The organism is Planktothrix serta PCC 8927, from assembly GCF_900010725.2.
GTDB lineage: Bacteria > Cyanobacteriota > Cyanobacteriia > Cyanobacteriales > Microcoleaceae > Planktothrix > Planktothrix serta.
In genome coordinates this window covers 170,506-194,747 of record NZ_LR734883.1, presented here as the reverse complement: position 1 = coordinate 194,747, position 24,242 = coordinate 170,506, and the positions used below count along the sequence as shown (strand labels likewise).

22 protein-coding genes are annotated in these 24,242 nt (G+C 41.1%); 9 read left to right on the top strand and 13 right to left on the bottom strand.

What is annotated here, in order from left to right:
- The first annotated feature begins 29 nt into the window (after positions 1-29).
- Positions 30-1,124 carry a S1 family peptidase gene (locus PL8927_RS24880; protein WP_156093326.1) on the top strand — a complete coding sequence of 365 codons (1,095 nt, stop codon included), beginning with the start codon at positions 30-32 and terminating at the stop codon, positions 1,122-1,124.
- 153 nt (positions 1,125-1,277) lie between these two features.
- Here the strand turns inward: PL8927_RS24880 and PL8927_RS24875 are convergent, their stop codons facing one another.
- Both PL8927_RS24875 and PL8927_RS28910 read right to left on the bottom strand, forming a co-directional pair.
- Positions 1,278-1,886, bottom strand: coding sequence for a cytochrome b/b6 domain-containing protein (locus PL8927_RS24875; RefSeq protein WP_083626192.1), 609 nt, complete (start codon positions 1,884-1,886; stop codon positions 1,278-1,280).
- A 149-nt stretch (positions 1,887-2,035) separates the two neighbouring features.
- Positions 2,036-2,158, bottom strand: coding sequence for a hypothetical protein (locus PL8927_RS28910; RefSeq protein WP_269322035.1), 123 nt, complete (start codon positions 2,156-2,158; stop codon positions 2,036-2,038).
- A 57-nt stretch (positions 2,159-2,215) separates the two neighbouring features.
- Here PL8927_RS28910 and PL8927_RS24870 point away from each other — a divergent pair, with 57 nt between their 5' ends.
- Together PL8927_RS24870 and PL8927_RS24865 are read left to right on the top strand one after the other, a co-directional pair.
- Complete coding sequence (locus PL8927_RS24870; protein WP_083626190.1) at positions 2,216-3,400, top strand: NAD(P)/FAD-dependent oxidoreductase; 1,185 nt, start codon at positions 2,216-2,218, stop codon at positions 3,398-3,400.
- Between the two features lie 356 nt (positions 3,401-3,756).
- Complete coding sequence (locus PL8927_RS24865) at positions 3,757-5,664, top strand: two-component system response regulator (RefSeq protein WP_083626188.1); 1,908 nt, start codon at positions 3,757-3,759, stop codon at positions 5,662-5,664.
- 32 nt (positions 5,665-5,696) lie between these two features.
- Here the strand turns inward: PL8927_RS24865 and hisA are convergent, their stop codons facing one another.
- The 6 genes from hisA to PL8927_RS24835 form a co-directional block, all read right to left on the bottom strand.
- Positions 5,697-6,470, bottom strand: a complete 774-nt coding sequence (hisA, locus tag PL8927_RS24860) for a 1-(5-phosphoribosyl)-5-[(5-phosphoribosylamino)methylideneamino]imidazole-4-carboxamide isomerase (protein ID WP_083626186.1) — start codon at positions 6,468-6,470, stop codon at positions 5,697-5,699.
- A 96-nt stretch (positions 6,471-6,566) separates the two neighbouring features.
- A complete protein-coding gene (locus PL8927_RS24855; protein ID WP_083626184.1) occupies positions 6,567-6,956 on the bottom strand; it encodes a hypothetical protein in 390 nt (129 codons plus the stop codon).
- Positions 6,957-7,095: 139 nt separating this feature from the next.
- On the bottom strand, positions 7,096-7,719 hold the full coding sequence (locus tag PL8927_RS24850; RefSeq protein WP_083626182.1) for a hypothetical protein: 624 nt from the start codon (positions 7,717-7,719) through the stop codon (positions 7,096-7,098).
- Between the two features lie 242 nt (positions 7,720-7,961).
- Positions 7,962-9,095 carry a type II secretion system F family protein gene (locus tag PL8927_RS24845; RefSeq protein ID WP_083626180.1) on the bottom strand — a complete coding sequence of 378 codons (1,134 nt, stop codon included), beginning with the start codon at positions 9,093-9,095 and terminating at the stop codon, positions 7,962-7,964.
- A gap of 189 nt (positions 9,096-9,284) precedes the next feature.
- Positions 9,285-10,388 carry a type IV pilus twitching motility protein PilT gene (locus PL8927_RS24840; RefSeq protein ID WP_083626178.1) on the bottom strand — a complete coding sequence of 368 codons (1,104 nt, stop codon included), beginning with the start codon at positions 10,386-10,388 and terminating at the stop codon, positions 9,285-9,287.
- A gap of 85 nt (positions 10,389-10,473) precedes the next feature.
- Positions 10,474-12,477, bottom strand: a complete 2,004-nt coding sequence (locus PL8927_RS24835) for a GspE/PulE family protein (protein WP_083626177.1) — start codon at positions 12,475-12,477, stop codon at positions 10,474-10,476.
- Positions 12,478-12,984: 507 nt separating this feature from the next.
- Between PL8927_RS24835 and grpE the strand changes: the two genes are divergently transcribed.
- From grpE to rsgA, 5 genes are all read left to right on the top strand, one after another.
- Complete coding sequence (gene grpE / locus PL8927_RS24830) at positions 12,985-13,722, top strand: nucleotide exchange factor GrpE (RefSeq protein ID WP_083626175.1); 738 nt, start codon at positions 12,985-12,987, stop codon at positions 13,720-13,722.
- Positions 13,723-13,934: 212 nt separating this feature from the next.
- On the top strand, positions 13,935-15,989 hold the full coding sequence (dnaK, locus tag PL8927_RS24825; protein ID WP_083626174.1) for a molecular chaperone DnaK: 2,055 nt from the start codon (positions 13,935-13,937) through the stop codon (positions 15,987-15,989).
- A gap of 18 nt (positions 15,990-16,007) precedes the next feature.
- A complete protein-coding gene (gene dnaJ / locus PL8927_RS24820) occupies positions 16,008-17,138 on the top strand; it encodes a molecular chaperone DnaJ (RefSeq protein ID WP_083626173.1) in 1,131 nt (376 codons plus the stop codon).
- 101 nt (positions 17,139-17,239) lie between these two features.
- Positions 17,240-17,497: a sulfurtransferase TusA family protein gene (locus tag PL8927_RS24815; RefSeq protein ID WP_083626171.1), complete on the top strand. Its 258-nt coding sequence runs from the start codon at positions 17,240-17,242 to the stop codon at positions 17,495-17,497.
- The gene (rsgA, locus tag PL8927_RS24810; protein ID WP_083626170.1) at positions 17,494-18,645 is read left to right on the top strand and encodes a small ribosomal subunit biogenesis GTPase RsgA; all 1,152 of its coding nucleotides are present in this window, start codon (positions 17,494-17,496) and stop codon (positions 18,643-18,645) included. The genes PL8927_RS24815 and rsgA overlap by 4 nt, the downstream gene beginning before the upstream one ends.
- Positions 18,646-18,841: 196 nt before the next feature.
- Here the strand turns inward: rsgA and PL8927_RS24805 are convergent, their stop codons facing one another.
- From PL8927_RS24805 to PL8927_RS24790, 4 genes are all read right to left on the bottom strand, one after another.
- A complete protein-coding gene (locus PL8927_RS24805) occupies positions 18,842-19,438 on the bottom strand; it encodes a CPBP family intramembrane glutamic endopeptidase (RefSeq protein ID WP_331281862.1) in 597 nt (198 codons plus the stop codon).
- A gap of 12 nt (positions 19,439-19,450) precedes the next feature.
- Positions 19,451-20,524, bottom strand: coding sequence for a DUF3326 domain-containing protein (locus PL8927_RS24800; protein ID WP_083626168.1), 1,074 nt, complete (start codon positions 20,522-20,524; stop codon positions 19,451-19,453).
- Positions 20,525-20,566: 42 nt separating this feature from the next.
- Positions 20,567-20,755, bottom strand: a complete 189-nt coding sequence (locus PL8927_RS24795) for a hypothetical protein (RefSeq protein WP_083626167.1) — start codon at positions 20,753-20,755, stop codon at positions 20,567-20,569.
- 154 nt (positions 20,756-20,909) lie between these two features.
- Entirely contained in the window at positions 20,910-21,239 is a 330-nt protein-coding gene (locus PL8927_RS24790; protein WP_083626165.1) for a 2Fe-2S iron-sulfur cluster-binding protein, read from the bottom strand.
- Positions 21,240-21,869: 630 nt separating this feature from the next.
- Between PL8927_RS24790 and PL8927_RS24785 the strand changes: the two genes are divergently transcribed.
- Entirely contained in the window at positions 21,870-23,834 is a 1,965-nt protein-coding gene (locus tag PL8927_RS24785) for an ABC transporter ATP-binding protein/permease (protein ID WP_083626163.1), read from the top strand.
- Between the two features lie 33 nt (positions 23,835-23,867).
- On the opposite strand, the gene PL8927_RS24780 is transcribed toward PL8927_RS24785, so the two are convergent.
- Complete coding sequence (locus tag PL8927_RS24780) at positions 23,868-24,221, bottom strand: DUF6464 family protein (RefSeq protein ID WP_083626161.1); 354 nt, start codon at positions 24,219-24,221, stop codon at positions 23,868-23,870.
- Positions 24,222-24,242: the final 21 nt, after the last annotated feature.

Here is a 24,242-nt window from a genome sequence, read left to right as displayed (position 1 = left end):
AGTTCGGAAAAAATTTAATTCAATTTATCATGGTTAATCCCTCTCGAATTCCTCAACAACTAAAAACTCTAACAAGTATGGATAGTTATTTGATGATTCTGCCCATACTTGTTTTTTCTAAATTGTTTTTGAATTCCCCATCTTTAGAGATTTTATCTACAAATTCAATAGTTTTTCCTGTCAAATCAGAGTCTTTTTGTTGGGAAGCTTCCTGTCAAGTTTGTACCCCCAAACAACTGCAACAAATTGCTCAAAATATTACGGTTAAAATTTTATCAGGTTCGGCTTGGGGGTCAGGAATTCTAGTCAGGAGACAGGGAAATATTTACACGGTTTTAACCAATCAACATATTTTAACCCCTAGTGATCCGCCCTATTCTATTCAAACTCCTGATGGTAAAATATATTCGGCTCATCCAATTTCAAATTTTAAGTTTTCAGGAGAGGATTTAGCATTATTACAATTTGAAAGTGAAACTCGGATTTATGCGATCGCTAACCTACAAACCTCTCCTAAAATTCAACCAGGAGACAAGGTATTTGGGGCAGGTTTTCCCTGGTTAGATGAGTCTCAATCTCCATCTGCTATAGAAATTAACAATACACCCGTAATTCCGAAAAATTATTTTAATTCATCGATTCTCTCCAAGCCATTTCCGTCTAAATTTTCTCGACTCAATGACCCTGAATTTTTACCAAAATTAGGCTTTCATTTAACACGAGGTCGTGTTTCCTTATTATCTGAAAAAGCAATTCAACAAGGGTATCAAATTGGTTATACAAATCCCATTCAAAAAGGCATGAGTGGGGGGCCATTATTAAATCTACAAGGAAAAGTTATTGGGATTAATGGGATGCACGCCTATCCTCTTTGGGGAGATCCTTATATTTATCAAGATGGTTCGTTACCGAGTCCTGAATTACGAGAAAAAATGGTTCAATTAGCCTTTGCAATTCCCATTGAACGAGTTACTGCATCCCTATCTGAATTAAATCAACTTTCAGTTTCAGTTGCATTATCTTCACCAACATCTATAGTAGAACAACAATTATCTGAAGCAATTAATATTATCAATTACCCCGATTTTGATTATTTTCCAATAAACAATATTTGCAAAAATTAATCTTAAATTTTTTATTTAAACCCAGATTTACTTCAGTAGGATGGGCTATGCCCATCACTACATTATAATATGAAATATAATTAAAACCCTACCTCCAATCTCCTAACAAATAGGAAAAATATGTAACTAACAGTTTTTAATTTTATATCAAGACTATTTATGTAAAAACTGGTTAAACCAATCTCGAATATTTTGCAACCATAATTTAGGATGATCTTGAGGTTTATAGTGAATATTAAACATAGAAATAATTAAAGGGACACCTCCCACTTTAGCAACCATTAAAACATGAAGTAAAATTGAAAATAGAATAATCACCCAAGCTATTAAATGGACGAAATACCACAGATGATTAAATTCTCCATTGGGAAGCCAATTTTCTTGCTGAAATTTGCCAGAAATAACAGAGAATGCTGCTGCGATTAACGCGAGAGTATTGCTGATGCGAAGAAGGGTATACCACCATACAGGTTTATTAATTTGAGTTAATGTTTGTAGGGTGTTTCCTTGAATTAACCGTTTTCTTTCTGCTATTAAACTATAAAGAGCAAAAATAATATAGACAAACAATAAGAAAAATCCAAAGGTTCCATGAATATCAATTAAACTGCGCTTTTCTTCGGTTAGTGCTAACCCTCCAAAACGTCGGTCATAACTGTCATAGACTAAAAATCCAGTAATTAAAGCACCTAAAACTAAAAACGCATTTAAAGCGTGAGAAAGTCTTAAAAATAGAGGTTGATAGGGTTGTGATTTAGGCATTGTAAAACTATGATATCGAGGTATTTTTGAAAAATCATGAATCAATAATGAATCATAATTTCATCTTTCAGAGAAGTGAAAACTGATGTTTATTATAAACCGTTTTACTATTAAATTTCCGAAAAAGAGGGTAGGCAGAGAAGTCAACCCTAGCCAAAGTCTGGATAGAATTGATTAATCACGATATAAGGATGGGAAGATTCAGGATAACGACGGAGAAAATGATTTTTGATCAACCCATTAACTTTTTGTATTAATTTTCTAAAAAACATAATTTATTGTATAGTAGATCATGAGTCTGCTAAAAATACCGCTATCACAGAAATTCCATGAGCACTTACGATTGGATTGTAGTTGGGGCTGGAATTACGGGTTCTGCACTCAGTTATGAATTAGCTAAAAAAGGATTTAAGGTACTTTTATTAGATCCAAATCCGCTATCAGATAGTGCAACTCGTTATAGTTATGGAGGTTTAGCTTATTGGTCAGGGACAACAGAACTGACCCGAACTTTATGTGAAGAAGGACGCCAACGCCATCTAATTTTATCAGAAGAATTAGGGATAAATACAGAACTTAGAGAATTAGATTTAATTTTGCCCTTTAATAGTCCTGATGATCGGGAAATTTTAACTCAAAAGTATCGCTATTTTGCCACACCCCCTAAGTTTATCACGATTCAAGAAGCCTGTGAATTAGAACCCCTATTAAATCCTAATGCCATAAGCGGAGCTTTTACAGTTCGTCATGGTCAAATTTCTCCCGAACATCTGAATACAGGATATATTCAAGGGTTTAAACGTTGGGGTGGAACTCTGATTTTAGATCAAGTTTTACAGATTAATCCTATTGGAAATCAAGCCGTTAATGTTACGACTCGTTTAGGACAATATCAAGCTGAAAAAATAGCAATTTGTGCGGGGGGGTTTAGTCGTCAGTTATTAAAAAATGCGGGAATTTCGATTCCTATCTATTTTACCCATACTGAAATTTTGGAAACTCCACCCGTCGATTTAAAATTAAGAACAATTGTGATGTCGGCGGCGATGGAACGCTTCCAACTTGAAGCCAAAGCAACTCAACGAGATTTAGAACGTTTATGGGAGAAACCCGGTCACGAGTTAACGCCATTCATTTTAGATAAAAGTGCAGCACAGTTGCTCGATGGTCGGATTAGAATGGGTCAACCCTCTCGTGCTTTAAGCGATGTTAACGCTGCGGTGAATCTGCTTGAAAGTGAAACCTTGATTCGTCAAGAAATTGCTAAAATTTTACCAGCATTAGCAAATTTACCGACAACTTGCTATCATTGTTTAGTAGCCTTTAGTTCCGACAGTTTACCCTTAATGGGCGCTATTGCGAACTTTGATAAAATCCATATCTTTTCAGGGTTTAGTAATCCTTTAGTCTTTATTCCCCCTTTAGCTCAACGATTTGCCGATTTCATCACCGGAAAATCCGATCCGATCATCACACAATTGTCCCCTTCTCGTTCTATGAAATCGATCAGGTAACGGGTAAATGTGCCATCCCGTTTTGGTGAATTGTACCGGATCATTGCTTTTATGCTTCAGGTGTGTTAATCAATTGATTAAGATTTGTAACAATGGGTCAACTATCCGATAGTTACAAGACTCATGATTGCTATTAATTCTTGATCTTGTGCATCTATCTAGTTTTTCCTAGCCTAAACCCTCATGATGAGTCCAAAGTATTACATCGCAACAGAAAGGTTAGGAATATTTGAGGATAAAAATTTTTATCCTCTATTTAACACATCGGCATTTAATCAAAGCAATCTTTAAATTGACATCGACTTTCCAGCAAAATTCCGGCTGAATCGAAGGCTATCCCATAGGAGTATGATTGTATGAATAATTCACTAAAACCCAAACACAAAATTTTAATTATTGATGATAATCCTATCAATGTTGAGTTGTTGTTTGAGTATCTTAATTACGCTGGTTTTGAAGTCTGGAAAGCCTTAGATGGGAAAAGTGGTCTGGAAATTATCACCCAAAACACTCCAGATTTGATATTATTAGATGTGATGATACCTGATTTGGATGGATTTGAGATTTGCACTCGTTTAAAAGCTAATCCTGCCTACGCTGAAATCCCGATTATTTTCACAACAGCCTTAGCTGAATCCCAACAAAAAGTTAAAGGATTAAACTTAGGAGCCGTAGATTATATTACCAAGCCATTTGATCAAAGAGAGATTTTAGCCCGGATTAATCTACATTTAAGGCTTCATACCTTAAACTCTCAATTAAAGCAGGAAATTCATGAAAAAAAACAAGTAGAACAAGCTTTAAATCAGCTAAATCTGGAATTAGAAAACCGAGTAGAAGAACGAACCTCTCAACTGCAAAATACCTTACAGGAATTACAACAAGCTCAACAAAAATTATTAGAACGGGAACAACAATTACACCATAAAGCCTATCACGATCTGCTTACAGGACTCCCAAATCGCGCTTGGTGTATTCATCAGCTTAAAACCTTAATTGCACAGGCTAAATCCGATTCCAATTATCGCTACGCGGTCTTATTTTTAGACTTAGACCGCTTCAATGTCGTCAATGATAGTTTAGGTCATTTATTAGGGGATCAACTGTTACAACAGGTGGCTCAACGATTACAATCTTGTTTAACCTCTGATCTTCAAATTGCTCGTTTAGGGGGAGATGAGTTTGTGATTCTGATAGAAAATATCACCGATGATCAGGAAGTTATTACCATTGCTCATCAGATTTTAGACCTGTTAAGCCCTGTGTTTAAATTAAATCAATATGAAGTGTATACGGGGGTAAGTATTGGGATTACATTCAGCGATTTTGGATATGATTACCCCGAAGATATTTTACGAGATGTAGATGTGGCGATGTATTCTGCCAAAGCCAATGGCAAAGGCTGTTATCAACTGTTAACCAGTGAATTGCAACAAAAAGCCATGAGTCGTTTGCAGTTAGAAAATGATCTCAGACGTGCGATTCAAAATCAAGAATTTTCTCTCTATTATCAACCGATTCTTTCCCTTCCTAATTCCAATAAATTAGGGTTTGAAGCCTTAATTCGTTGGCATCATCCCAAAAAAGGAATGATTCCCCCGGATCAATTTATTCCGGTTGCTGAAGAAACCGGATTAATTATTGAGTTGGGATTATGGGTAATCAAAACAGCCTTAAATCAAATCTCAATTTGGCAGGAAAAATTCCCCTGTTTCTCAGAAATTGCCATCAATGTTAATGTTTCACCTCAACAATTGATGATTGCTTCTTTTTCTGAACAAGTCCAAGATCTGTTATCGGATTTTAACATTAAAAGTCATCAAATCAAATTTGAGATTACAGAAAGCTCGTTGCTAAGAACGGGATCTCATTACATCGAAGTCCTAAAACGCTTAAAAAGCTTAGGGATTCAATTCTGTATTGATGATTTTGGCATGGGATATTCCTCTCTAAGTCGTCTGCATGAATTTCCCATTGATACTTTAAAAATTGATCGCTCTTTTATTCGTCGAATTGGTTCCAATCAGGGGGAAATTGAGTTAATTAGAACCATTATTACCTTAGCGCATGGATTAGGAATGGATGTTGTCGCTGAAGGAATTGAAACAAAATCTCAACTGAATCAACTATCATTGTTAGGGTGTGAATGGGGACAAGGATTTTTATTTTCAAAACCCTTAAATTCAGTCGATGCGACTCAATATATTGCCGCGTTATTAACCACTCCAAGGAAACAAGAACGGGTTAAAGCTTTGCTAATGTAACCCGTTCTTTAGAAGCCTCTTAACGTTAAAAATTAAGCAAATGCAGAGTTTCCTAAATCCAAGGGAACATCTTGCCATCGTCCTTGACCGACGGCTTGAATTGCTTCTTTTAAAATAATATCCCCGGTATAGAGAGCACGTCCAACAATCACATCATTTACACCTAATGGTTCCAGGGATAATAAACTTAATAAATCCGTAATTGAACTGACTCCTCCAGAAGCAATAACCGGAATCGAAACAACATTGGCAATTTCTCGTAAAGCCTCAAGATTTGGCCCCGTCAGGGTTCCATCTCGATGAATATCGGTATAAATAATCGCCACAGCGCCTAACTGTGCCATTTGTTCCGCTAAATCAGTCGCTAAAACTTCCGAAGTTTCTAACCATCCTTTGGTAGCAACTTTGCCATTTCTGGCATCAATTCCCACGGCAATCTGACCCGGAAATTCTGCACATAAATCCGCAACTAATTGGGGTTTTTCAACAGCAATGGTTCCTAAAATTGCCCGTTCTACGCCTAAATTTAATAAGGAAACTACGTTTTCACGGGTGCGTAATCCTCCCCCAACTTGTACCGGAATATTAATGGTATTGGCGATCGCTTCAATAACGTGATAATTTGTCGGTTGTCCGGTTTTTGCTCCATCTAAATCCACTAAATGCAGCCGAGTTGCGCCTTGTTCAACCCAATCTTGAGCAACCGCAATCGGGTCATCATTGAAAGTTTGAGCTTGGTTATAATCTCCTTGATATAACCGCACACAACGTCCGTCTAATAAATCAATAGCAGGGATAATATTCATGGGATGGGTTTATCATTAACAGTATTCAGTTTCTCACAGATTAAAACCCGCGCTTGGCGGGTTGAGGTTTGGCGTTATCAAAGCGCTAGATTTTAACTAGATTAAAACGGTTTCTTTTTCAGGAGTTGAATCCGTTGGGGTCGGGTCAGAAGCAATATCTAACGCACCCCCTGGAGCTTCAGGATGTTCCACAGAAACGGCTTCTTTTAGGGCTTGAGCAGCCTCAGAACGACCTTTGAGATAAATACTTCCTAATCCTAATAACCCGGCTGTCGAGAGTGCTAATCCAGCGATGATGCCATAATCCGGTTTAATCGGCGGAATTTTAGTCCAAAGGGAACCCGAATTCAGGTTAGAATTCGTTAAAAAGCCATTAGACTTATATTTGCTAAACGGACAACCGTTCGCCTCAGCCGCAGTAGAAAAAGCGACGCTAATTGTTGCTGTCGCTAAGAGGCTTACAAGTAAAGCTTTGGGTTTGTTCATGATGATTGCCATGTTGGGGATCTTTAATCGAGTAATGATAGCAGGAAATTTTAAAATTGGCTGACCCCCAACTGATTTCTAATCCAGATATTTTGAGCAACTAAGTTACTTTCCATCCCCACACCCCAAACATTCCGACTTACTTATCCCCTCCCCATTCTCCACCAAATTCTTGATATTCTTCTGATTCGATTTGATCGAGATCAGGATATTCATAATTGTCAATTATTTCCTCTAAGGGGTGAATAACAAACGGTAAATTAGCGCCAATTAAACCCCGTTGAATCCGTTCTGATGTTTCAGGAAATAAAACAAATAGGGGATAAATGTCATCTGGCTCTTGAGAATCAATATGTTTATAATGATGAGGCATAATCCATTCATAATCTTGATCTAATAACACTTGAGTTAAGCGCCAGCGTGTTAATAAATCCGATAATTCTTCTTGGGGACGATGAATAAAAATAAAAATTTCCGCCCCAATTTTAACTTTCCATTCTGGATCACACATCACAATTCCAATATCGCAGGGTAAACCCACTGCATCCCCTGGTTTAATAGTAATTCCCTGTTGTCCTGAATAGGAAACTCCCTGTCGTAAACGCACAATCGGTAATGGAATCGTAATCACGCTATCATCAGAACGGCGAATACTCGGAACCATTTCAAAATAAGGACGATGTTGCTTTAATAAAGTAATCGCAGCTTCCGAATTACTATATTCTGCCAGCAACGCTTCATAATGGGATTTTTGAATAGACATAGATCATTTAAAATAAAACGTTTACAGCATTGGTTAATGGGGTAATAGGTAGAATCAACATTGAATTACGAATTACAAATTACAAATTACGAATTACAATTCTTAATTCTTAATTCTTATTGAAAGTAGTCACTGCCAATGAATTGATAGCTGATAACTGAATCTGATCAGATTAAAAATTTGATCGTTTATACATCAGAAAGTAGTGTTTGATATACCCTCTAATTTTCTGGGTTTTGGAATTAACCAATTTTTTCAAATACAGCAAACATGGGTAAATACATCGATAACAAAATTGAACCCACAATTCCAGCCACCATCACAATCATCAGAGGTTCTAACATACTGGTGAGCCCTTTTACCGCTTCTTCCACTTCCGTTTCATAGAACGCGCCCACCTTCATCAACATTTTATCAAGTTCCCCCGATTCTTCCCCAATCGCAATCATTTGAATTGCCAAAGCTGGAAATACATTTCCTTCCTGTAAGGCTAAACTAATTAAACCGCCTTGTTGAATAGAATCTCTGGCATGGTGAATTGCTGAAGCGATCGCAGCATTTCCCGCCACCTCTTCCACAATTTCCAGGGAATTCATAATCGGAACCCCAGACCGAGTTAAACTCCCAAAAATTGTACAAAACCGCGCTACAGCAGAAATTTGAATCAGATTTCCAAAAATTGGTAGCTTCAAAAATAGCTTATCAAAAAACATTCTTCCCGCAGGAGTTTTATAAGCAATTTTATAGGCTGTCAATAACCCGATTATCGTTCCAATTACAAGGGCTTGAGGAATGGGCGGCCAAGTTCTACAAAAAGCACTAATATTGAGCATAATCTGCGTAAACATTGGCAGTTCTGCCCCAATATCCTGAAACACCTTAGCAAAGGTGGGGAGTAAAAAAGTTGTCATCCCAAAAAAGATCGTAATAGCAATAAAGAACACCGTTTTGGGATAGGACATAGCGGACTTAATTTCAGCTTGGGTTTTGTGGTTTTTTTCCATCATCACCGCCAGCCGTTCTAAAACTTCATCTAACACCCCCCCAGTTTCTCCCGCCGACACCATACTAATAAAAAGCTGATCAAAAATATCAGGAAATTTCCGCATTGCTACGGAAAGTTCTGTTCCTTCTTCCACATCAGCCCGAATAGAAGTCAAGGCATTTTTTAACTTAGCATTACTACATTGTTCACTTAATACACTCAAACATCTCGCCATCGCAATTCCGGCGTTAAACATAGACGCAAACTGACGAGCAAAAATCGCCAAGTCCTTAACGGTAATACTTGCGAGGGCAATACTAATACTTTCTTCAATTCGTTTGAAGTCGAAACCCCGGTTTCTGACTTGACTCCGAACTACACTCCCTGCCATATATTTTTACCTACTCAGTATTAACTTTTTACTGATAACTGATAACTGATATAGCAGTCGCGCCTGGGGTGTTAGGACATAGACTGATGCTAAAACCGCACGCCGTACACCCCTATGAACCTGCGGTGTTCCCTGCTAGAACACCGATTAAAATCCGTGAAATCCGTGAAATCCGCTTAAATCCGTGATCTATGCTCTTGCCTTTTGTCCCTTAGTAGCTGAGGGAGCGGGGCCAATTAAACGTTCTAATTCATCGGGTTTAGACGATTTACTCATCGCTGATTCCCAAGTGATTTGACCCTCAGTATAGAGTCTTGCTAAAGCCATTTCCATCGTTTGCATTCCCAATTTTGCCCCCATTTGAATTTGGGAGTAAATTTGAGCGGTTTTTCCCTCCCGAATTAGGTTAGCCATAGCCGGAGTGTTCAGCATGATTTCGATGCAAGCCCGACGCCCCCCCCCAATGGCAGGAACTAAGTTTTGACTACAAACCCCCACCAGTGAACCGGATAACTGTGATCGGACTTGGGGTTGTTGAATCGGTGGAAATACGTCTAACATCCGGTCTACCGTCGCCGCAGCCGAGTTTGTGTGCAGGGTTCCAAAAACTAAGTGACCGGTTTCTGCTGCGGAAATCGCTAGACCAATGGTTTCTAAGTCCCGCATTTCCCCCACCAGAATAATATCCGGGTCTTCGCGTAATGCTGCTTTTAGAGCATTAGCAAAACTTTTTGTATCTTCTCCCTTTTGCCGTTGGTGGAACAAACTTTTAATATTGGGAAACACATATTCAATTGGATCTTCCACCGTGAGAATATGTTCGGAGCGAGTCCGATTAATTAAGTCTAACAAAGCCGCCATGGTTGTGGTTTTACCCGAACCCGTTTGACCCGTCACCAACACCATCCCACGAGGGCGTTCGGTCATATCCCGAATCACTTGGGGAACGCCTAATTTATCCGCATTGGGAATTTTAGAGGCTAACGCTCGTAAACAAGCAGCCCAACACCCCCGTTCTCGATAGACATTCACCCGAAATCGTGCCAGTCCCCGTACCCCATAAGCACAATCTAATTCCCACTCCTGCTCTAACTGCTTGCGCTGCATATTATTGAGCATTTGATAGATTAGAGCTTGCACCTCTTCGGCTGATAGGGTTTCCCCAAATTGAGGCTGAGGTGTCAACTTCCCACTAATTCGGAAAAAGATAGGCGCACCTGCTTGAATATGAATATCAGACCCACCCTGCTCGACTAAAGACTCTAATGCGTCTTCAATCATTAATCCCGCCATAATTCTTCTCCTCTCAATTAAGTTGCAATGATTTCAGATTGTTTAGGTGAAAATTCCGCAATTGCTGATAGTATTCCCAAAAAACTTAGCCGATAAAGCGTGGGGTCATACAATAGGGACAATCTAACCATTCGGGTTTTAATTCCGCTACGCAACTCTTACAGGTTAAGCCTTGTTTGCGTTTGGCTTTGAGTTCAGCTTCTAAACCGGAGTCTGTAAACGTCACCCGCTCCACTTCTTCAAAGGTGGTATAGCCTTCACGGACTAGCTGCAAACTATAGGCTAGAATGGTTTTCATCCCTTCTTCAACGGCCGCTTCCTTAATTTGTTCGGTGGGTGCGCCTTTGGTAATTAGGGTTTGCAGTCTTTCAGTCACTTTTAAGAATTCGTAGACCCCAACCCGACCTTTATAACCAAGTCCATTACATTTTTTACACAATTGACCCGCATCAGCCAAATGCTTGCGTTGTTCAAGAGGAATGGTATTGGCTTTATAGAAGGTAATATCCACTTCTTGGGAAGTGGACAACCCATAGCGACCTAGTTCTTCACTGGTGGGGGTATAGGGAACCCGACACTCGCCACAAACGCGACGCATTAGACGTTGGGCGAGAATCCCTAATAAGGCGGCGGACACCATAAACGGTTCTACCCCCATTTCATCCAAACGGGCGATCGCACCCGCCGCGTCGTTAGTGTGTAAAGTCGTTAATACTAAGTGTCCGGTTAATGCCGCTTCAATAGAGGTTTTTGCAGTTTCTAAATCCCGCGTTTCCCCCACCAGTAAAACATCAGGATCTTGTCGTAAAAACGCGCGTAAAATATTAGCAAAGGTTAAATTTTTCTCCCGAATTACCTGACATTGGGTAATTCCTGGTAAAGCATATTCAATCGGATCTTCAGCCGTACTAATATTAATCGCTGGATCATTTCGTTCGGCTAAAACCGAATACAGGGAGGTGGATTTTCCTGAACCCGTTGGCCCGGTGACCAAAATCAAACCAAAGGGTCGAGAAGCAGTTTCTCGAACTAAGGCTAAGGTTTCTTGATCAGTAATTAATTTATCTAAGCCTAATTGGGTGGAGGAACTATCCAAAATCCGCAAAACAATTTTTTCCCCGTAGCGACTGGGGAGACTATTCACCCGAAAATCTATCGTCCGTCCTCGAAACTTCCGGCGAATCCGGCCATCTTGGGCTTGACGACGTTCGGCGATATCCATTTCCGCCAGAATTTTAAACCGGGAGGTAATAGCGGGAATCACCTTTTTAGGAAACTTATAATATTCCTCCAACACCCCATCTCGACGCATCCGCACCCGCATCTCATGTTCTTGGGGTTCAACGTGAATATCAGACACTCCTTCTGAGAGAGCTTTGGCTAAAATCACGTTCACAGCCTTAATCACCGGGGCGGTTTCGGCTTGTTCGATTTCCTCCGACAAATCCATCCCGATGCCATCATCGCCCACTTCTTCGAGATCCGTCGTTTCAAAATCTCCGGCGGTAAACTCTAATTTCTCTTGTTCGCGTTTGGCAGCTTCAGCCGCTTTGCGTTTAACATCTTCATTACTATAGGCGGAGATAATTTGATCGTAATCTTCCTGAGTAATCACCCGCCGTTGTAACTTCAACTGCTTGGGTCGCAAAATTTGGTTTCTTAACTCCTCCAACGCATTCAGGTTGTCGGGGTCAACCATTGCAATCAACACAGAAGTGGGGTCACTTTCCAGGGTGCGTAAGGGAATAAAGCGATGGCGTTTGCAGGTTTCTAAACTGGTTTCCAGGGTATGCAGTATGGTTTCGAGTTCTTCATTCGTCATCGGTTCGATTTCAGGATCATAAGCTTCGACCCCATGAATCACTCTCAATTCAAATAGCTGTTGTTTTTTATACTGACGTGCCAAGTCAGGAGGAAGGGGGCGACCCGTCATCGATTCCAAAACTTCTGTCAGAGGCTGACCGGCTCGGCTGGTTTTGAGAGCTTGCTGAAGTTGCTCTGGATTAATATAGCCTGATTGAATTAATTTGTTGCCAAAGGGAGTGGTACTTTGAACAACCAGGGCGCGTCTTTGGGATGTGTTCGTCATAGCTTAAAATTAAGGTCTATTTCTTTAAATTTTTCGGCTCTAACTGAAAGCCAATTTAATCCCCATCTCAAACCCATCTAAGAGCAAAGTCACTTCATTATACAATCGGTGATCTGGGTTTGTTATGGGATTGTGGGGGGATGCACTCCCCTTTGATGTATCAATTTTAACCCAATATTGCGGTTCTCAATTCGGCTCTGAATTTGGGAGAAGTTTGGGGTACTGACCTGCCTTTCTAAAATCCGGTAATCTAATGCCTTCTCCTGGCTTGATGAGGTGACTCAACCCATCCCATTTTTTGATCCTCCTACCCCCAAAGGTCAATGATCCATCTTGATGATAGCTTTTTCCCTGACCTGGCGATGTATTTTAAGATATGATTTTGATTAAAATTTTTAAAGTAACGAAATGTCATGATGATTGATAGCGGGGTTGCTCCTAATACCTGCAAAGGCTAGGTACTCTCGCGCTGATTTTCCGTGATTAACAAGGACAAGTAGTACGATTATGGTGCCTAATTCAACAGCTAATACTCCTGATGAACTAACGGGTCAATCCTATTCAACGTCCGCATCGGAAGCTCCGAGCTTCGGTGATCTTGAGGCTGATGCCACTACACCGACGGAATCAAGCTCTGAAACTTCTGTAGGGACGGACGAGACTGCAACGGTCGCCCAAACAGAAACAACGTTTGGCCAGGAAATTGAGTCCGCCAGCGACGGACTTCAGCAAGAGGTCATCGCATTAGGGTCAGCCAACGCTTCCCTCAAAGCTCAACTGGAAGATGTCAGTGGTCAATATCGGCGTTTAGCGGCAGATTTTGAGAATTTCCGCAAACGGACTCAAAAGGAAAAAGAAGAGTTAGAAATCACAATCAAAGGTTCCACCCTAAAACAGTTACTTCCGGTTGTGGATAATTTTGACCGCGCCAGATCCCAAATTAAACCCCAAACCGATTCGGAAATGAATATCCACAAGAGTTACCAAGGGGTTTATAAATTAATGGTGGATTCTCTCAAACAACTGGGGGTATCGGTGATGCGTCCAGAAGGGCAGCCTTTTGACCCCAATTTACATGAAGCCGTGATGCGAGAGGCAACGGATGCTTATCCTGAAGGAACTGTGCTTGAAGATCTAATGCACGGTTATCAATTAGGAGAAAAGGTCTTACGTCATGCCATGGTCAAAGTGGCAACGGCTCCTGAACCCGATTCTACAGAATCTACAACCGAAGAAATCCCTTAATCAGTAAAATCAGTGATCAGTGATCAGTCATCAGTTATCAGTTAAGAGTTAAGAGTCAAGAATTAATAGCTAATAGTTAAGGAATTGGCCTATTCTTGCACTGATAACTGATCACGGGTAACTGATAACTGATTAGCCAATTCCTGCACTGATAACTGATCACGGGTAACTGATAACTGATGACTGATAACTGATAACTGATAAGAGGAGCTATGGGCAAAGTCATTGGCATCGACTTAGGAACAACAAATAGTTGTGTTGCAGTGTTGGAAGGCGGTAAACCGATTGTCATTGCCAATTCCGAAGGCGGACGAACCACTCCCAGTATTATTGGCTTTGGCAAGTATGGCGATCGCTTAGTCGGTCAATTGGGCAAGCGACAAGGGGTTACTAATGCTGAAAATACGGTTTACAGTATTAAGCGGTTTATCGGACGTCGATGGGAAGATACCGAAGAAGAACGCTCACGGGTTCCCTATAACTGTGTCAAAGGCAAGGACAACACCGTTAATGTCCAAATTCGCAACCAAGTCTACACCCCTCAAGAAATCTCGGCAATGGTGCTGCAAAAGCTCAAAGAAGATGCAGAAGCCTATTTAGGGGAAATGGTGACTCAAGCGGTGATTACAGTTCCAGCTTATTTTACCGATGCTCAACGACAAGCTACTAAGGATGCGGGAACCATTGCGGGTTTAGATGTCCTGCGAATTATTAACGAACCCACAGCCGCGGCCCTATCCTATGGTTTGGATAAACAAGATCAAGATCAGAAAATTCTGGTGTTTGACTTGGGAGGCGGTACCTTTGATGTCTCCATTCTGCAACTCGGTGATGGGATTTTTGAAGTCAAATCAACGGCGGGAAATAACCATCTCGGTGGAGATGATTTTGATAACTGTCTGGTGCAATGGATGATCCAAAAATTCAAAGCAACCGAAGGCATCAATCTATTAACGGAAAAAATGGCCCTGCAACGGTTACGAGAAGCCGCAGAAAAAGCCAAAATTGAGTTATCCAATCGCAACACAACCTCGATTAATTTGCCGTTTATTACCTCCGATGATTCCGGGCCCAAACATTTAGAACTGGAACTCAGTCGGGGCGAATTTGAGGGTTTAGTAAAGCATTTAGTAGACAGTACGATTGAACCCGTCATCCAATCCCTCAAAGATGCGAATTTACAGCCGAATCAAGTCAATCGGATTATTCTAGTCGGGGGGTCTACCCGGATTCCGGCGGTTCAACAAGCGATTAGTGAGTATTTTGGCGGTAGATCTCCTGATCGTTCGGTGAATCCTGATGAAGCGGTGGCTTTAGGCGCCGCCATTCAAGCGGGGGTGTTAGCGGGGGAAGTCAAAGATTTATTGTTATTAGATATTACTCCTTTGTCTTTAGGGTTAGAGACTTTAGGAGGAGTATTTACTAAGATTATTGAACGCAATACAACAATTCCCACCAGCCGTTCTCAAATGTTTTCCACCGCCGTTGACGGACAAACTTCTGTTGAAATTCACGTTCTCCAAGGGGAACGGGCGATGGCAAAGGATAATAAAAGTTTAGGAAAGTTTCTTTTGAATGGGATTCCCACAGCTAAACGGGGTATTCCTCAAATTGAAGTCGCCTTTGATCTTGATGCTAATGGAATTTTGAAAGTCGAGGCTCAAGATAAAGGCACAGGACAGGCACAAAGTATTGAAATTTCCAATACGGGAGGATTGACGGAAGCGGAAGTTGAACGGATGCGTCAAGAAGCGGAAGTTTACGCCGATGAAGACGAAAAACGGCGAATGGTTGCCGATCTGAAAAATCAGTCCGAAACCCTATTCTATAATTGTAAAGTGACCCTGAAAGGCAATGCCAACCTGATCAGTGATCAACTCAAAGAACGAGTCCGTCAAGAAGCTGCGGCCTTGAAAAAGGCGGTAGCCAGTTCCACTATCTCCTACGAGGAGATGAAACAACAGGTAGAATCGTTCCAAGAAATGCTGTATGCTTTGGGTTCGGCCATTTATGAACAAGCCGACCAGAATCCTTCCTCCTCTTCGTCTTTCGCTTCTGGGTATTCAGAATTTGATGCCTCTCAAGAAGACGCAGAAGATGCAGATGATGCAGATGATGCAGATGATGCAGATGATGCAGATGATGCAGAAGAAACAAGCAGCGAGTTATCGCTCTTAAACAACAGCATGATCGAGACTACCTCTGGAATAGACACTTTTTCTGATCCAGATCCTGGCAATCCTTTTACCTCTCAATTCACTGAATAATTTTAGGCAAAATACTCTATGGCAGGCGATTATTATGAAATATTGGGTGTCTCCCGCGACGCAGATACAGAAGAACTTAAGCGTGCCTATCGTCGCCTAGCTCGCAAATATCACCCAGATGTTAATAAAGAAACGGGCGCGGAGGAACGGTTTAAAGAAATTAGCCGCGCTTATGAAGTGTTAAAAGAACCGGAGTTGCGGGCGCGATATGACCGTTTTGGAGAAGCTGGGGTATCTACTGGTGCTGGTGGCTTTGACCCTAATTTTACTGATCCATTTACGGATATTTTTGAAAGCTTCTTCAGTGGATTTGCTGGAGGTATGGGGGGCAATGCCCAAGCTCGCAAGCGCACTGGCCCTGTTCGGGGGGATGACCTCCGTTTAGACCTGCGTTTAGAGTTCAAAGAAGCGATCTTTGGCGGGGAAAAAGAAATCCGCATTAAGCATTTAGAAACCTGTGAAACCTGTACCGGAACTGGGGCTAAACCAGGGACTCGTCCCCAAACTTGCTCTACCTGTGGCGGTAGTGGTCAAGTGCGTCGAGCGACTCGTACCCCTTTTGGCAGTTTTACTCAAGTTTCTGTGTGTCCCAACTGTAATGGTACGGGACAGATGATTGAAGATAAATGTTCCACCTGTGGCGGTCGGGGCTTAAATGAAGTCACGAAGAAACTTAAAATTAATGTTCCTGCTGGCGTAGATAATGGCACTCGTCTACGAGTCGCTAATGAGGGGGATGCCGGAAAACGCAATGGGCCACCTGGGGATTTGTATGTGTTTTTATCCGTAGCCCCTGATCCGAAATTTAAACGGGATGGGATTAATATTCTATCAGACGTCAAAATTAGCTATCTCCAGGCGATCCTGGGTTTTAACTTTGAGGTGGACACCGTTGATGGCCCGACAAAGTTAACTATTCCTCCGGGGACTCAACCCGGAACAGTATTGACCCTGGAAAATAAAGGGGTTCCTCGTCTGGGAAATCCAGTCAGTCGGGGAGATCATTTAATTACGGTTCTTGTCGATATTCCCACAAGGGTTACGCCTGAAGAACGGGAACTTCTGGAACAGTTAATTAAAATTCGGGGCGATCGCGCCGGAAAGGGGGGAATTGAAGGATTTCTCGGTAATTTATTCCAGCAAAAGTGAACTTGTTTGTTGTCTGTTGATGCCCCCCTAGCCCTGCGTGCACGGGGGGTTGGGGGGGACGGTTGACAGACAACAGCCAACAGACAAAATATCCTATTTTTATGACAGAAACAAATACCTTAACACCGGATGCTCAATTAGATTTACGGGGAACACCTTGTCCCCTGAATTTTGTCCGCACGAAATTGCGCTTAGAACAGATGACACCGGGTTCGCTGCTAGAAGTGTGGTTAGACACTGGAGAACCTATTGAGCAAGTTCCTGATAGTTTGACGATGGCGGGATATGACATTGAGCAAATCAAAGATTGTTCTGACTTTTTTGCCCTTCAAGTTCGTTGTCCTGTAACCGCCAGATGAGTTCAACGCCAAGCAATGATCCGTTGAATACAACGGAACTGGTGGGAACGGTTGTAGCCGTTCAAGCGAATTTCTATCAGGTTGAACTAGAAATCCAGAGGGTTTTACCTTCGGAAAGGATACTCCTGTGTACCCGTCGTTCGCTGTTGAAAAAAATGGGTCAGCAGGTGATGGTGGGTGATCGGGTGGTTGTGGAGGAACCGGACTGGTTAGGAAAACGGGGAGCTATTGCTCAAGTCTTACCCCGAATTACAGAATTAAGTCGCCCTCCCGTTGCTAATGCTAATCAGATTTTATTAGTGTTTGCGATCGCAGAACCGGAGTTAGAAGCAACAGCGTTAAGTCGGTTTTTAGTTAAAGCTGAATCAACGGGTTTAGAGGTCTGTTTGTGTTTAAATAAATGCGATTTAGTCTCCTCTGAGGAGTTATTAGAATGGCGCGATCGCTTATTAAATTGGGGGTATTATCCGTTATTTATTAGTGTTAATACGGGTTTAGAATATACGGTTGATTCTGATCATAAAATTATTCAAAAATCCCTATTTGACGCTGAAAATACTTTTAAAGAAAAGACTTTACTGCATCAACTCAAAGATAAAACTACAGTAATTTCCGGCCCTTCGGGGGTCGGTAAATCGAGTTTAATTAATCAATTAATTCCGAGTCTTAATATAAGAGTTGCAACGGTTTCAGGAAAATTAGGACGGGGAAGACATACGACTCGCCACGTTGAATTATTCCACTTACCTACGGGAGGATTATTAGCAGATACGCCGGGATTTAATCAACCGGAATTAGACTGTGAACCTCAAGAATTAGTTGATTATTTTCCTGAAGCAAAACAGCGTTTTCAACAAGGAAAATGTCAATTTAGTGATTGTTCTCATCGAGATGAACCTAATTGTGTTGTCCGGGGAGACTGGGAACGCTATCCGATTTATTTGGATTTTTTAGAAACTGCGATCGCCTATCAAGAAGCAATTCAACAACAGCCGGATGTAGAAAGAAATGTCAAATCTAAAACAAAATTAGGAGGTAAACAACAATTAGAACCGAAATTGGCGAGTAAAAAATATCGTCGTTCTTCCCGTCGTTTTCAACATCAGACATTACAAGATTTATGTGAGGATTTCAGCGAAGAAGATTAATAGTTTTTATAGGAGGGAACAGGGAACAGGGAACAGGGAACAGGGAATAGGCAATAGGCAATAGGCAATAGGCAATAGAAAATAGGGAATAGGCAATAGAAAATAGAAAATAGAAAATAGAAAATAGGGAATAGGGAAGTGGAAAAAATCTATAATTCGTAATTCGTAATTCGTAATTCGTAATTCCCAATTCCCGTTAAGATTGCCCACCAATATATTTTAATTTCCATAAACAACCGGACATAAAATTAGTCAAGATATGGGCAATAATGGGAACTAATAAATTACCTGTGGCGATCGCACTGTAGCCTAAAATAAACCCCACAATAATTGCCCAAATCACATAGGGCCATTGTTGAGAACCGCTAAAATGGAGAACCCCAAACGCAATACTTGAAACCACTAAAGCCAGGGGTGTTAATCCTAAATCCGATAACATCACCCCTCGGAATAATAATTCCTCACTGAGTCCGGGTAATAAACCCAACCAAATTAAATCCGGCCATAATAAAGGACTCAAAACTAATTTTAAATAAATATCCGCACTGCGACTATAGGCAGGCCAGATGCGATACATAATAAAACTAGCCATTGTAATGATTAAGCCGACACCTAAGCCCCACCCTAAACTAATCCAGGTAAAATTAACAGGTAAAAGGGTAACGTGACTCAAATGTAACCAAGCTTTAGCAATTGCTAATAAGACAATGGCAGTTCCCCCCATTGCGACTAAAACTTGAGTCCGAGTTAACGGTTCGAGTTCAAAATTGTTCGGTGTTTGTTGTTCTACCACGTTGGTTAAAAATTAATAATATTTAAGTTCGCTCAGGGATAATAGATTCGGACGCAGGGCATTTGGATCAACTCCAGCTTTATGCGCCACTAAAATTCCTAAAGCCTCTAAATAAGAGTTTACCTGTATTGCTTGAATTCCTAACTGTTCTGGACTGACTTGCATTCGGGTTTGATTTTCCCCGACAGCAATAATTTGAGTAGTAGAGACGCGCCATGGCGCGTCTCTACGGCTAAAACTGATAATAGCAGAACCTCCACAGGCTGTTGCCGGAACAACCACCGCATCCACCTGATCCGCCCAAATTGTCCCCGAAGTGGCAGACGTCACCCATTGGGGGGCACGACTCAACCCCACTAATACGCAGGGAAGAAACGTATATCCGAGTTCCTCTGCTGCTGAACGAGGGGATAATTCAGGATCAAGGGGAAGGGGAGAAAGGGCCGGAGCATGGGCACAGGGAATGTTAAAGGTGCGGACAATTAAATGGCTAATTACCGCTTCTGCTCCCGCTAAGGGATCAACGCCCTGTCCATGACGATAGGCTGCTAAAATACTGCTATTTTCAGATTCAGGAAAACGGGCGACAACGGCGATGGCTTCGGCTTTGGCTTCGGTAATTAAGCGTTCTGCGGCGCGTAACAAACTGTCGGGGTTGCCAATCGTTCCCCAAGACGCACCGGAGGAGGAGGTTCTCAGTTCTACGTTTAGGGGAGCATCAGTAATGATATAGTCCGTTAAGGTTAAGCCTAATGTGGCTCTGGCCGCATCCGCCACTTGTAAATGTCTCAGGCGTAATTCCGGTTCAATAGCTTGGTCAAGGAGTAACCCAACACGGTTACAGTGAACAGGTTGAAGTCCCCAAGTTCCCGCCGCAAATTGATCCAGAGCGTACCCTTCCACATACAAAGTATTGGACATCGGCCAATAAAGTTGAGCACCATTGAGAACGTTAGGATGGGTAATCAGAGTATCTGCAACTTGAGCGATCGCCCTAGCAACGGGTAAACCATCCCCTGCATACCCCCCAATGGTGGCACCAATTCCCGTTGGGATAATTAAAATTACCGTATAAGGACGAGACATGAATCAGTTATCAGTTATCAGTTATCAGTTATCAGTCTACGGTCAACTGTCAACCGTTTTGTCAACTGTTACAACGGCTTCAACATGAGCTTTTTGTTGTTCGGAATCAATGCTGGTAATTGCCCAGCGTAGGGGTTCACCGCGTTTGTTTAATTCAGCTTCAATGGCTTGATTTAACTTTATAGGAGATTCCTGTAAATCAATTTCAGCCGTAATAAAATGAGTTGTCATGGTTTTGTTTAATCCTGAATATTTTCGCTTCAAAAAATTAACACGGTATGAAGGAAGCAGCCCAGGACGCCGGGAAAGCAATGCGTCCTCGCTTGCTAACTATCAACAGTCGTAGGGGCGGGGTAACCCCGCCCGTACCCGTCAACCTACCTCATTAAGATACTTGACCAAATTGGCGTGCATAGACTTCATCTTCTTTTCCGGTGGCTAGTTTCAAATTAGAACGGGGATAGGCGATACAAAGAAGGACATACCCTTCTTTTTGCAGATCCGTACCTACTCCCATACCTTCACTTTGCTCAACTTCACCTTCAATAATTTGGGCAGCACAGGTAGTACAAACCCCGGCATTACAAGAATTGGGTAACTCGATTCCTGCCTTTTGTGCGACTTCGAGAATGTGTTTATTCTCTGGAATTTCGACGGTTTGGACTTTGCCGTCGTGATGAAATTCAACTGTATAGGTTTTAAACGTTTTAGACATCGTGTTCTTTTTAAACCGTGAACCATTGTATCGTTGAGTGCAGCCGATCTGAGTAGTGACCTTCCCCGAAAATTGTGGGACTTGTTAAGGGACTGATAAAGATTGAATGAACTCTTGTCATCTATCTTAAGATGAATATTAAGCAAAATGATTAACTAGACCTGAGAATATTGAACGGGCCGATAAGAGTTGAAACCGATGTGAAGAGTGTTAATCCAATCCGATGTAGACTAGGAACAGAAAGCTTAGGCAAAAAGCGGATTTAAGGAAAAGAGTGCATTCTACACAGTGTTTGTGTTATTGGTATAACTAGATAATAACATCCCTCAATAGGGTTTTGGGAATTTTTGCCTTCTTCCCAAGTTCTCGTAAATTGCCGGCTCCAGTGTTTTGTAGTTTTATTCACTGATTTTGTAGTGATTTTAGCCTTTCTGATACTCAGCCATGAATAGATGATGGGGAAACTTGAGTGCTACGATGTCTGATCGCCTCACCCTCTTGTGCCAATTTTTGTAACTAATTAATCGAAAATGTAGCCGATTTCACGCATTGAGCCTGTAGAAACTAGCATGAAATGTTTAACTTTGATAGGATAGGATATCTGTGTTAAGAACAATGAAAAAGAAAAATATGAATCAATTTGATCCGCAGCTTTGGCAACGATTTTTGAGAATTGCTCAACCCTTCTTTTATCCTGTGGAGACAGGAAGTGGCAAAGTCTTTTTGAGTTTATTGTTGTCATTATTAATTTTTCTATTTGCGGCTGTTTTTGTTTTTGTGAGTGTAGTTTCTATTGCCAGTCAGTATATTTTTCCTGATTTTTTTAATAGTATTGCTCCCGGTTTATACGAATCCGTAGCCAGCATTTTTTACTCTCCCTATATTATCGTTGTTATCTTAATGCTTGGGATTCCGATGGCAATGTTTTTTGGGTATCGAAATCAAATTCAAACTCGTTGGCAACCTTGGGCGTTTTTAACTGTACTTTTATTGTTATCCCTATTTGTAAGTGGCTTAAATGTCATTATTAGCTATGTGGGTAACTTTTTTACCACGGCTTTAGCTGAAAAAAGTCAGGATGAATTTTGGCGATTTCTTTATGTTTATGCGGGCGTGTTTGTGGTGGGAACTCCCATTGTTGTCATGTATATGTATACCCGTGAACGCTTAGGAAACTACTGGCGAAAATGGTTAACCGATGAATTTTTAGAACGGTATTTAAGTCAACGATCATTTTATCAAATCGAATCCGATGGTAAAATTGATAACCCCGATCAACGGATTACTGAAGATATAAAATCTTTTACTATTACCAGCTTAAGATTTTTATTGATTCTCTTGGGATCAATTATTGATGTAATTTCTTTTACGGGAATTCTGTTTTCAATTTCTAAATCTCTTTCGATTTTTCTCTTAATTTATGCAGCGATCGGTACGATTATTACAGTTTTAATTGGACGGCGTTTAATTCCCCTCAACTTTAACCAACTCAGACGAGAAGCGGATTTTCGTTATGGATTAGTTCATGTCCGAGATAATGCTGAATCCATTGCTTTTTATCAGGGGGAACATCAGGAACTCAACCAAGTTAAACAACGGTTTTTTCAAGCCTTTCAAAACTTTAATGTATTAATTGGTTGGCAACGAAATGTTAATTATTTTACCAAAAGCTACGAATATGCAGTGATTATTCTCCCCTCGTTAATCTTAGCTCCCGTTTATTTCGCCGGGACGATTAAATTTGGGGATATTACTCAAGCTAATTTTGCCTTTGCTCAAGTTTTAGGCGCCTTTTCAATTGTTGTTAGTGAGATTGCCATCTTAAGTGCATTTGCCGCCGGAATTAATCGTTTAGCGACGTTTTCTGAATTTTTAGACTCTCCTAAAACCCTTGATCATGAACATACACAAATTGATATGACGGTTGATTCTCCCCTAGCTTTAGAACACCTTACGCTCAATACTCCTAATTACCAAAAAATATTGGTTAAAGACTTATCTCTGACTTTAGCCTCTGGCGAAGGATTAGTAATTATGGGTCAAAGTGGAGTCGGAAAAAGTTCTTTATTACGCGCCATTGCTGGGTTATGGACATCAGGAACAGGACGGTTAATTCGTCCTGAATTATCGTCGATGTTATTTTTACCCCAACGTCCCTATATGATTTTAGGAACATTGCGTCAACAATTGCTCTATCCTAATATTAATCGAGAGGTGGATGAAACGGAATTACGTCAAGTATTAAAGTTAGTCAATTTAGCCGATTTACCCGAACGATTGAATGGGTTTGATACTGAATTAGACTGGGCGAATGTTCTGTCTTTAGGGGAACAACAACGGTTAGCCTTTGCCCGATTATTAATCAGTAAACCCCGCTACGCCATTTTAGATGAAGCCACCAGTGCCTTAGATTTAAAAAATGAAGAACTCCTTTACAAAAAATTAGATGAAACCGATACAACCTATATTAGTGTTGGGCATCGGATGAGTTTATTACGCTATCATCAAAACGTTTTAGAACTGATGGGAGATCAAAAATGGCGCTTGGTTTCCGCTAAAGATTATCAAGCTGAAATGAGTTTATTAGCTCAGTAAAATCGGTTTAGGGGTGCAGGTTTTCTGTGGGGATTAACTCGGTTCAAAAAAACGACAATCTTGACAAGGGCCAGAGGGATTCACTGCACAGCGCATCAGTTCTGAATGAGCGTTAAACCGACAGTTGACATCCCCAATTACCCAATGTCCATTAATCAAAGTTGTATCTTCAGGTCGTTCTACCGATTGTACATACAAGGAAATTTTATGCAGTCGGTAACGACCTGATTTGAGTTGATAGCGATGACGACGTTCTAAAACTGTATAAGTTTGACCCTGCCAGTTGAAATAATGACCCGGTTGCGGTGTCCAATCTAAACAAACACTTCCCAGAGATTGACAGGAATGGGTCAAAATCACCTCCGTTGGTAATGAATTTGGCTCCATGATGGTTTAAGTTAATCCAAT

Bases quoted from the DNA above. Each gene is read 5' to 3' on its own strand.
- PL8927_RS24880 (WP_156093326.1), top strand. From the start codon at position 30: ATGGTTAATCCCTCTCGAATTCCTCAACAACTAAAAACTCTAACAAGT.
- PL8927_RS24875 (WP_083626192.1), bottom strand. From the start codon at position 1,886: ATGCCTAAATCACAACCCTATCAACCTCTATTTTTAAGACTTTCTCAC.
- PL8927_RS28910 (WP_269322035.1), bottom strand. From the start codon at position 2,158: ATGTTTTTTAGAAAATTAATACAAAAAGTTAATGGGTTGATCAAAAAT.
- PL8927_RS24870 (WP_083626190.1), top strand. From the start codon at position 2,216: ATGAGCACTTACGATTGGATTGTAGTTGGGGCTGGAATTACGGGTTCT.
- PL8927_RS24865 (WP_083626188.1), top strand. From the start codon at position 3,757: ATGAATAATTCACTAAAACCCAAACACAAAATTTTAATTATTGATGAT.
- hisA (WP_083626186.1), bottom strand. From the start codon at position 6,470: ATGAATATTATCCCTGCTATTGATTTATTAGACGGACGTTGTGTGCGG.
- PL8927_RS24855 (WP_083626184.1), bottom strand. From the start codon at position 6,956: ATGAACAAACCCAAAGCTTTACTTGTAAGCCTCTTAGCGACAGCAACA.
- PL8927_RS24850 (WP_083626182.1), bottom strand. From the start codon at position 7,719: ATGTCTATTCAAAAATCCCATTATGAAGCGTTGCTGGCAGAATATAGT.
- PL8927_RS24845 (WP_083626180.1), bottom strand. From the start codon at position 9,095: ATGGCAGGGAGTGTAGTTCGGAGTCAAGTCAGAAACCGGGGTTTCGAC.
- PL8927_RS24840 (WP_083626178.1), bottom strand. From the start codon at position 10,388: ATGGCGGGATTAATGATTGAAGACGCATTAGAGTCTTTAGTCGAGCAG.
- PL8927_RS24835 (WP_083626177.1), bottom strand. From the start codon at position 12,477: ATGACGAACACATCCCAAAGACGCGCCCTGGTTGTTCAAAGTACCACT.
- grpE (WP_083626175.1), top strand. From the start codon at position 12,985: ATGGTGCCTAATTCAACAGCTAATACTCCTGATGAACTAACGGGTCAA.
- dnaK (WP_083626174.1), top strand. From the start codon at position 13,935: ATGGGCAAAGTCATTGGCATCGACTTAGGAACAACAAATAGTTGTGTT.
- dnaJ (WP_083626173.1), top strand. From the start codon at position 16,008: ATGGCAGGCGATTATTATGAAATATTGGGTGTCTCCCGCGACGCAGAT.
- PL8927_RS24815 (WP_083626171.1), top strand. From the start codon at position 17,240: ATGACAGAAACAAATACCTTAACACCGGATGCTCAATTAGATTTACGG.
- rsgA (WP_083626170.1), top strand. From the start codon at position 17,494: ATGAGTTCAACGCCAAGCAATGATCCGTTGAATACAACGGAACTGGTG.
- PL8927_RS24800 (WP_083626168.1), bottom strand. From the start codon at position 20,524: ATGTCTCGTCCTTATACGGTAATTTTAATTATCCCAACGGGAATTGGT.
- PL8927_RS24795 (WP_083626167.1), bottom strand. From the start codon at position 20,755: ATGACAACTCATTTTATTACGGCTGAAATTGATTTACAGGAATCTCCT.
- PL8927_RS24790 (WP_083626165.1), bottom strand. From the start codon at position 21,239: ATGTCTAAAACGTTTAAAACCTATACAGTTGAATTTCATCACGACGGC.
- PL8927_RS24785 (WP_083626163.1), top strand. From the start codon at position 21,870: ATGAATCAATTTGATCCGCAGCTTTGGCAACGATTTTTGAGAATTGCT.
- PL8927_RS24780 (WP_083626161.1), bottom strand. From the start codon at position 24,221: ATGGAGCCAAATTCATTACCAACGGAGGTGATTTTGACCCATTCCTGT.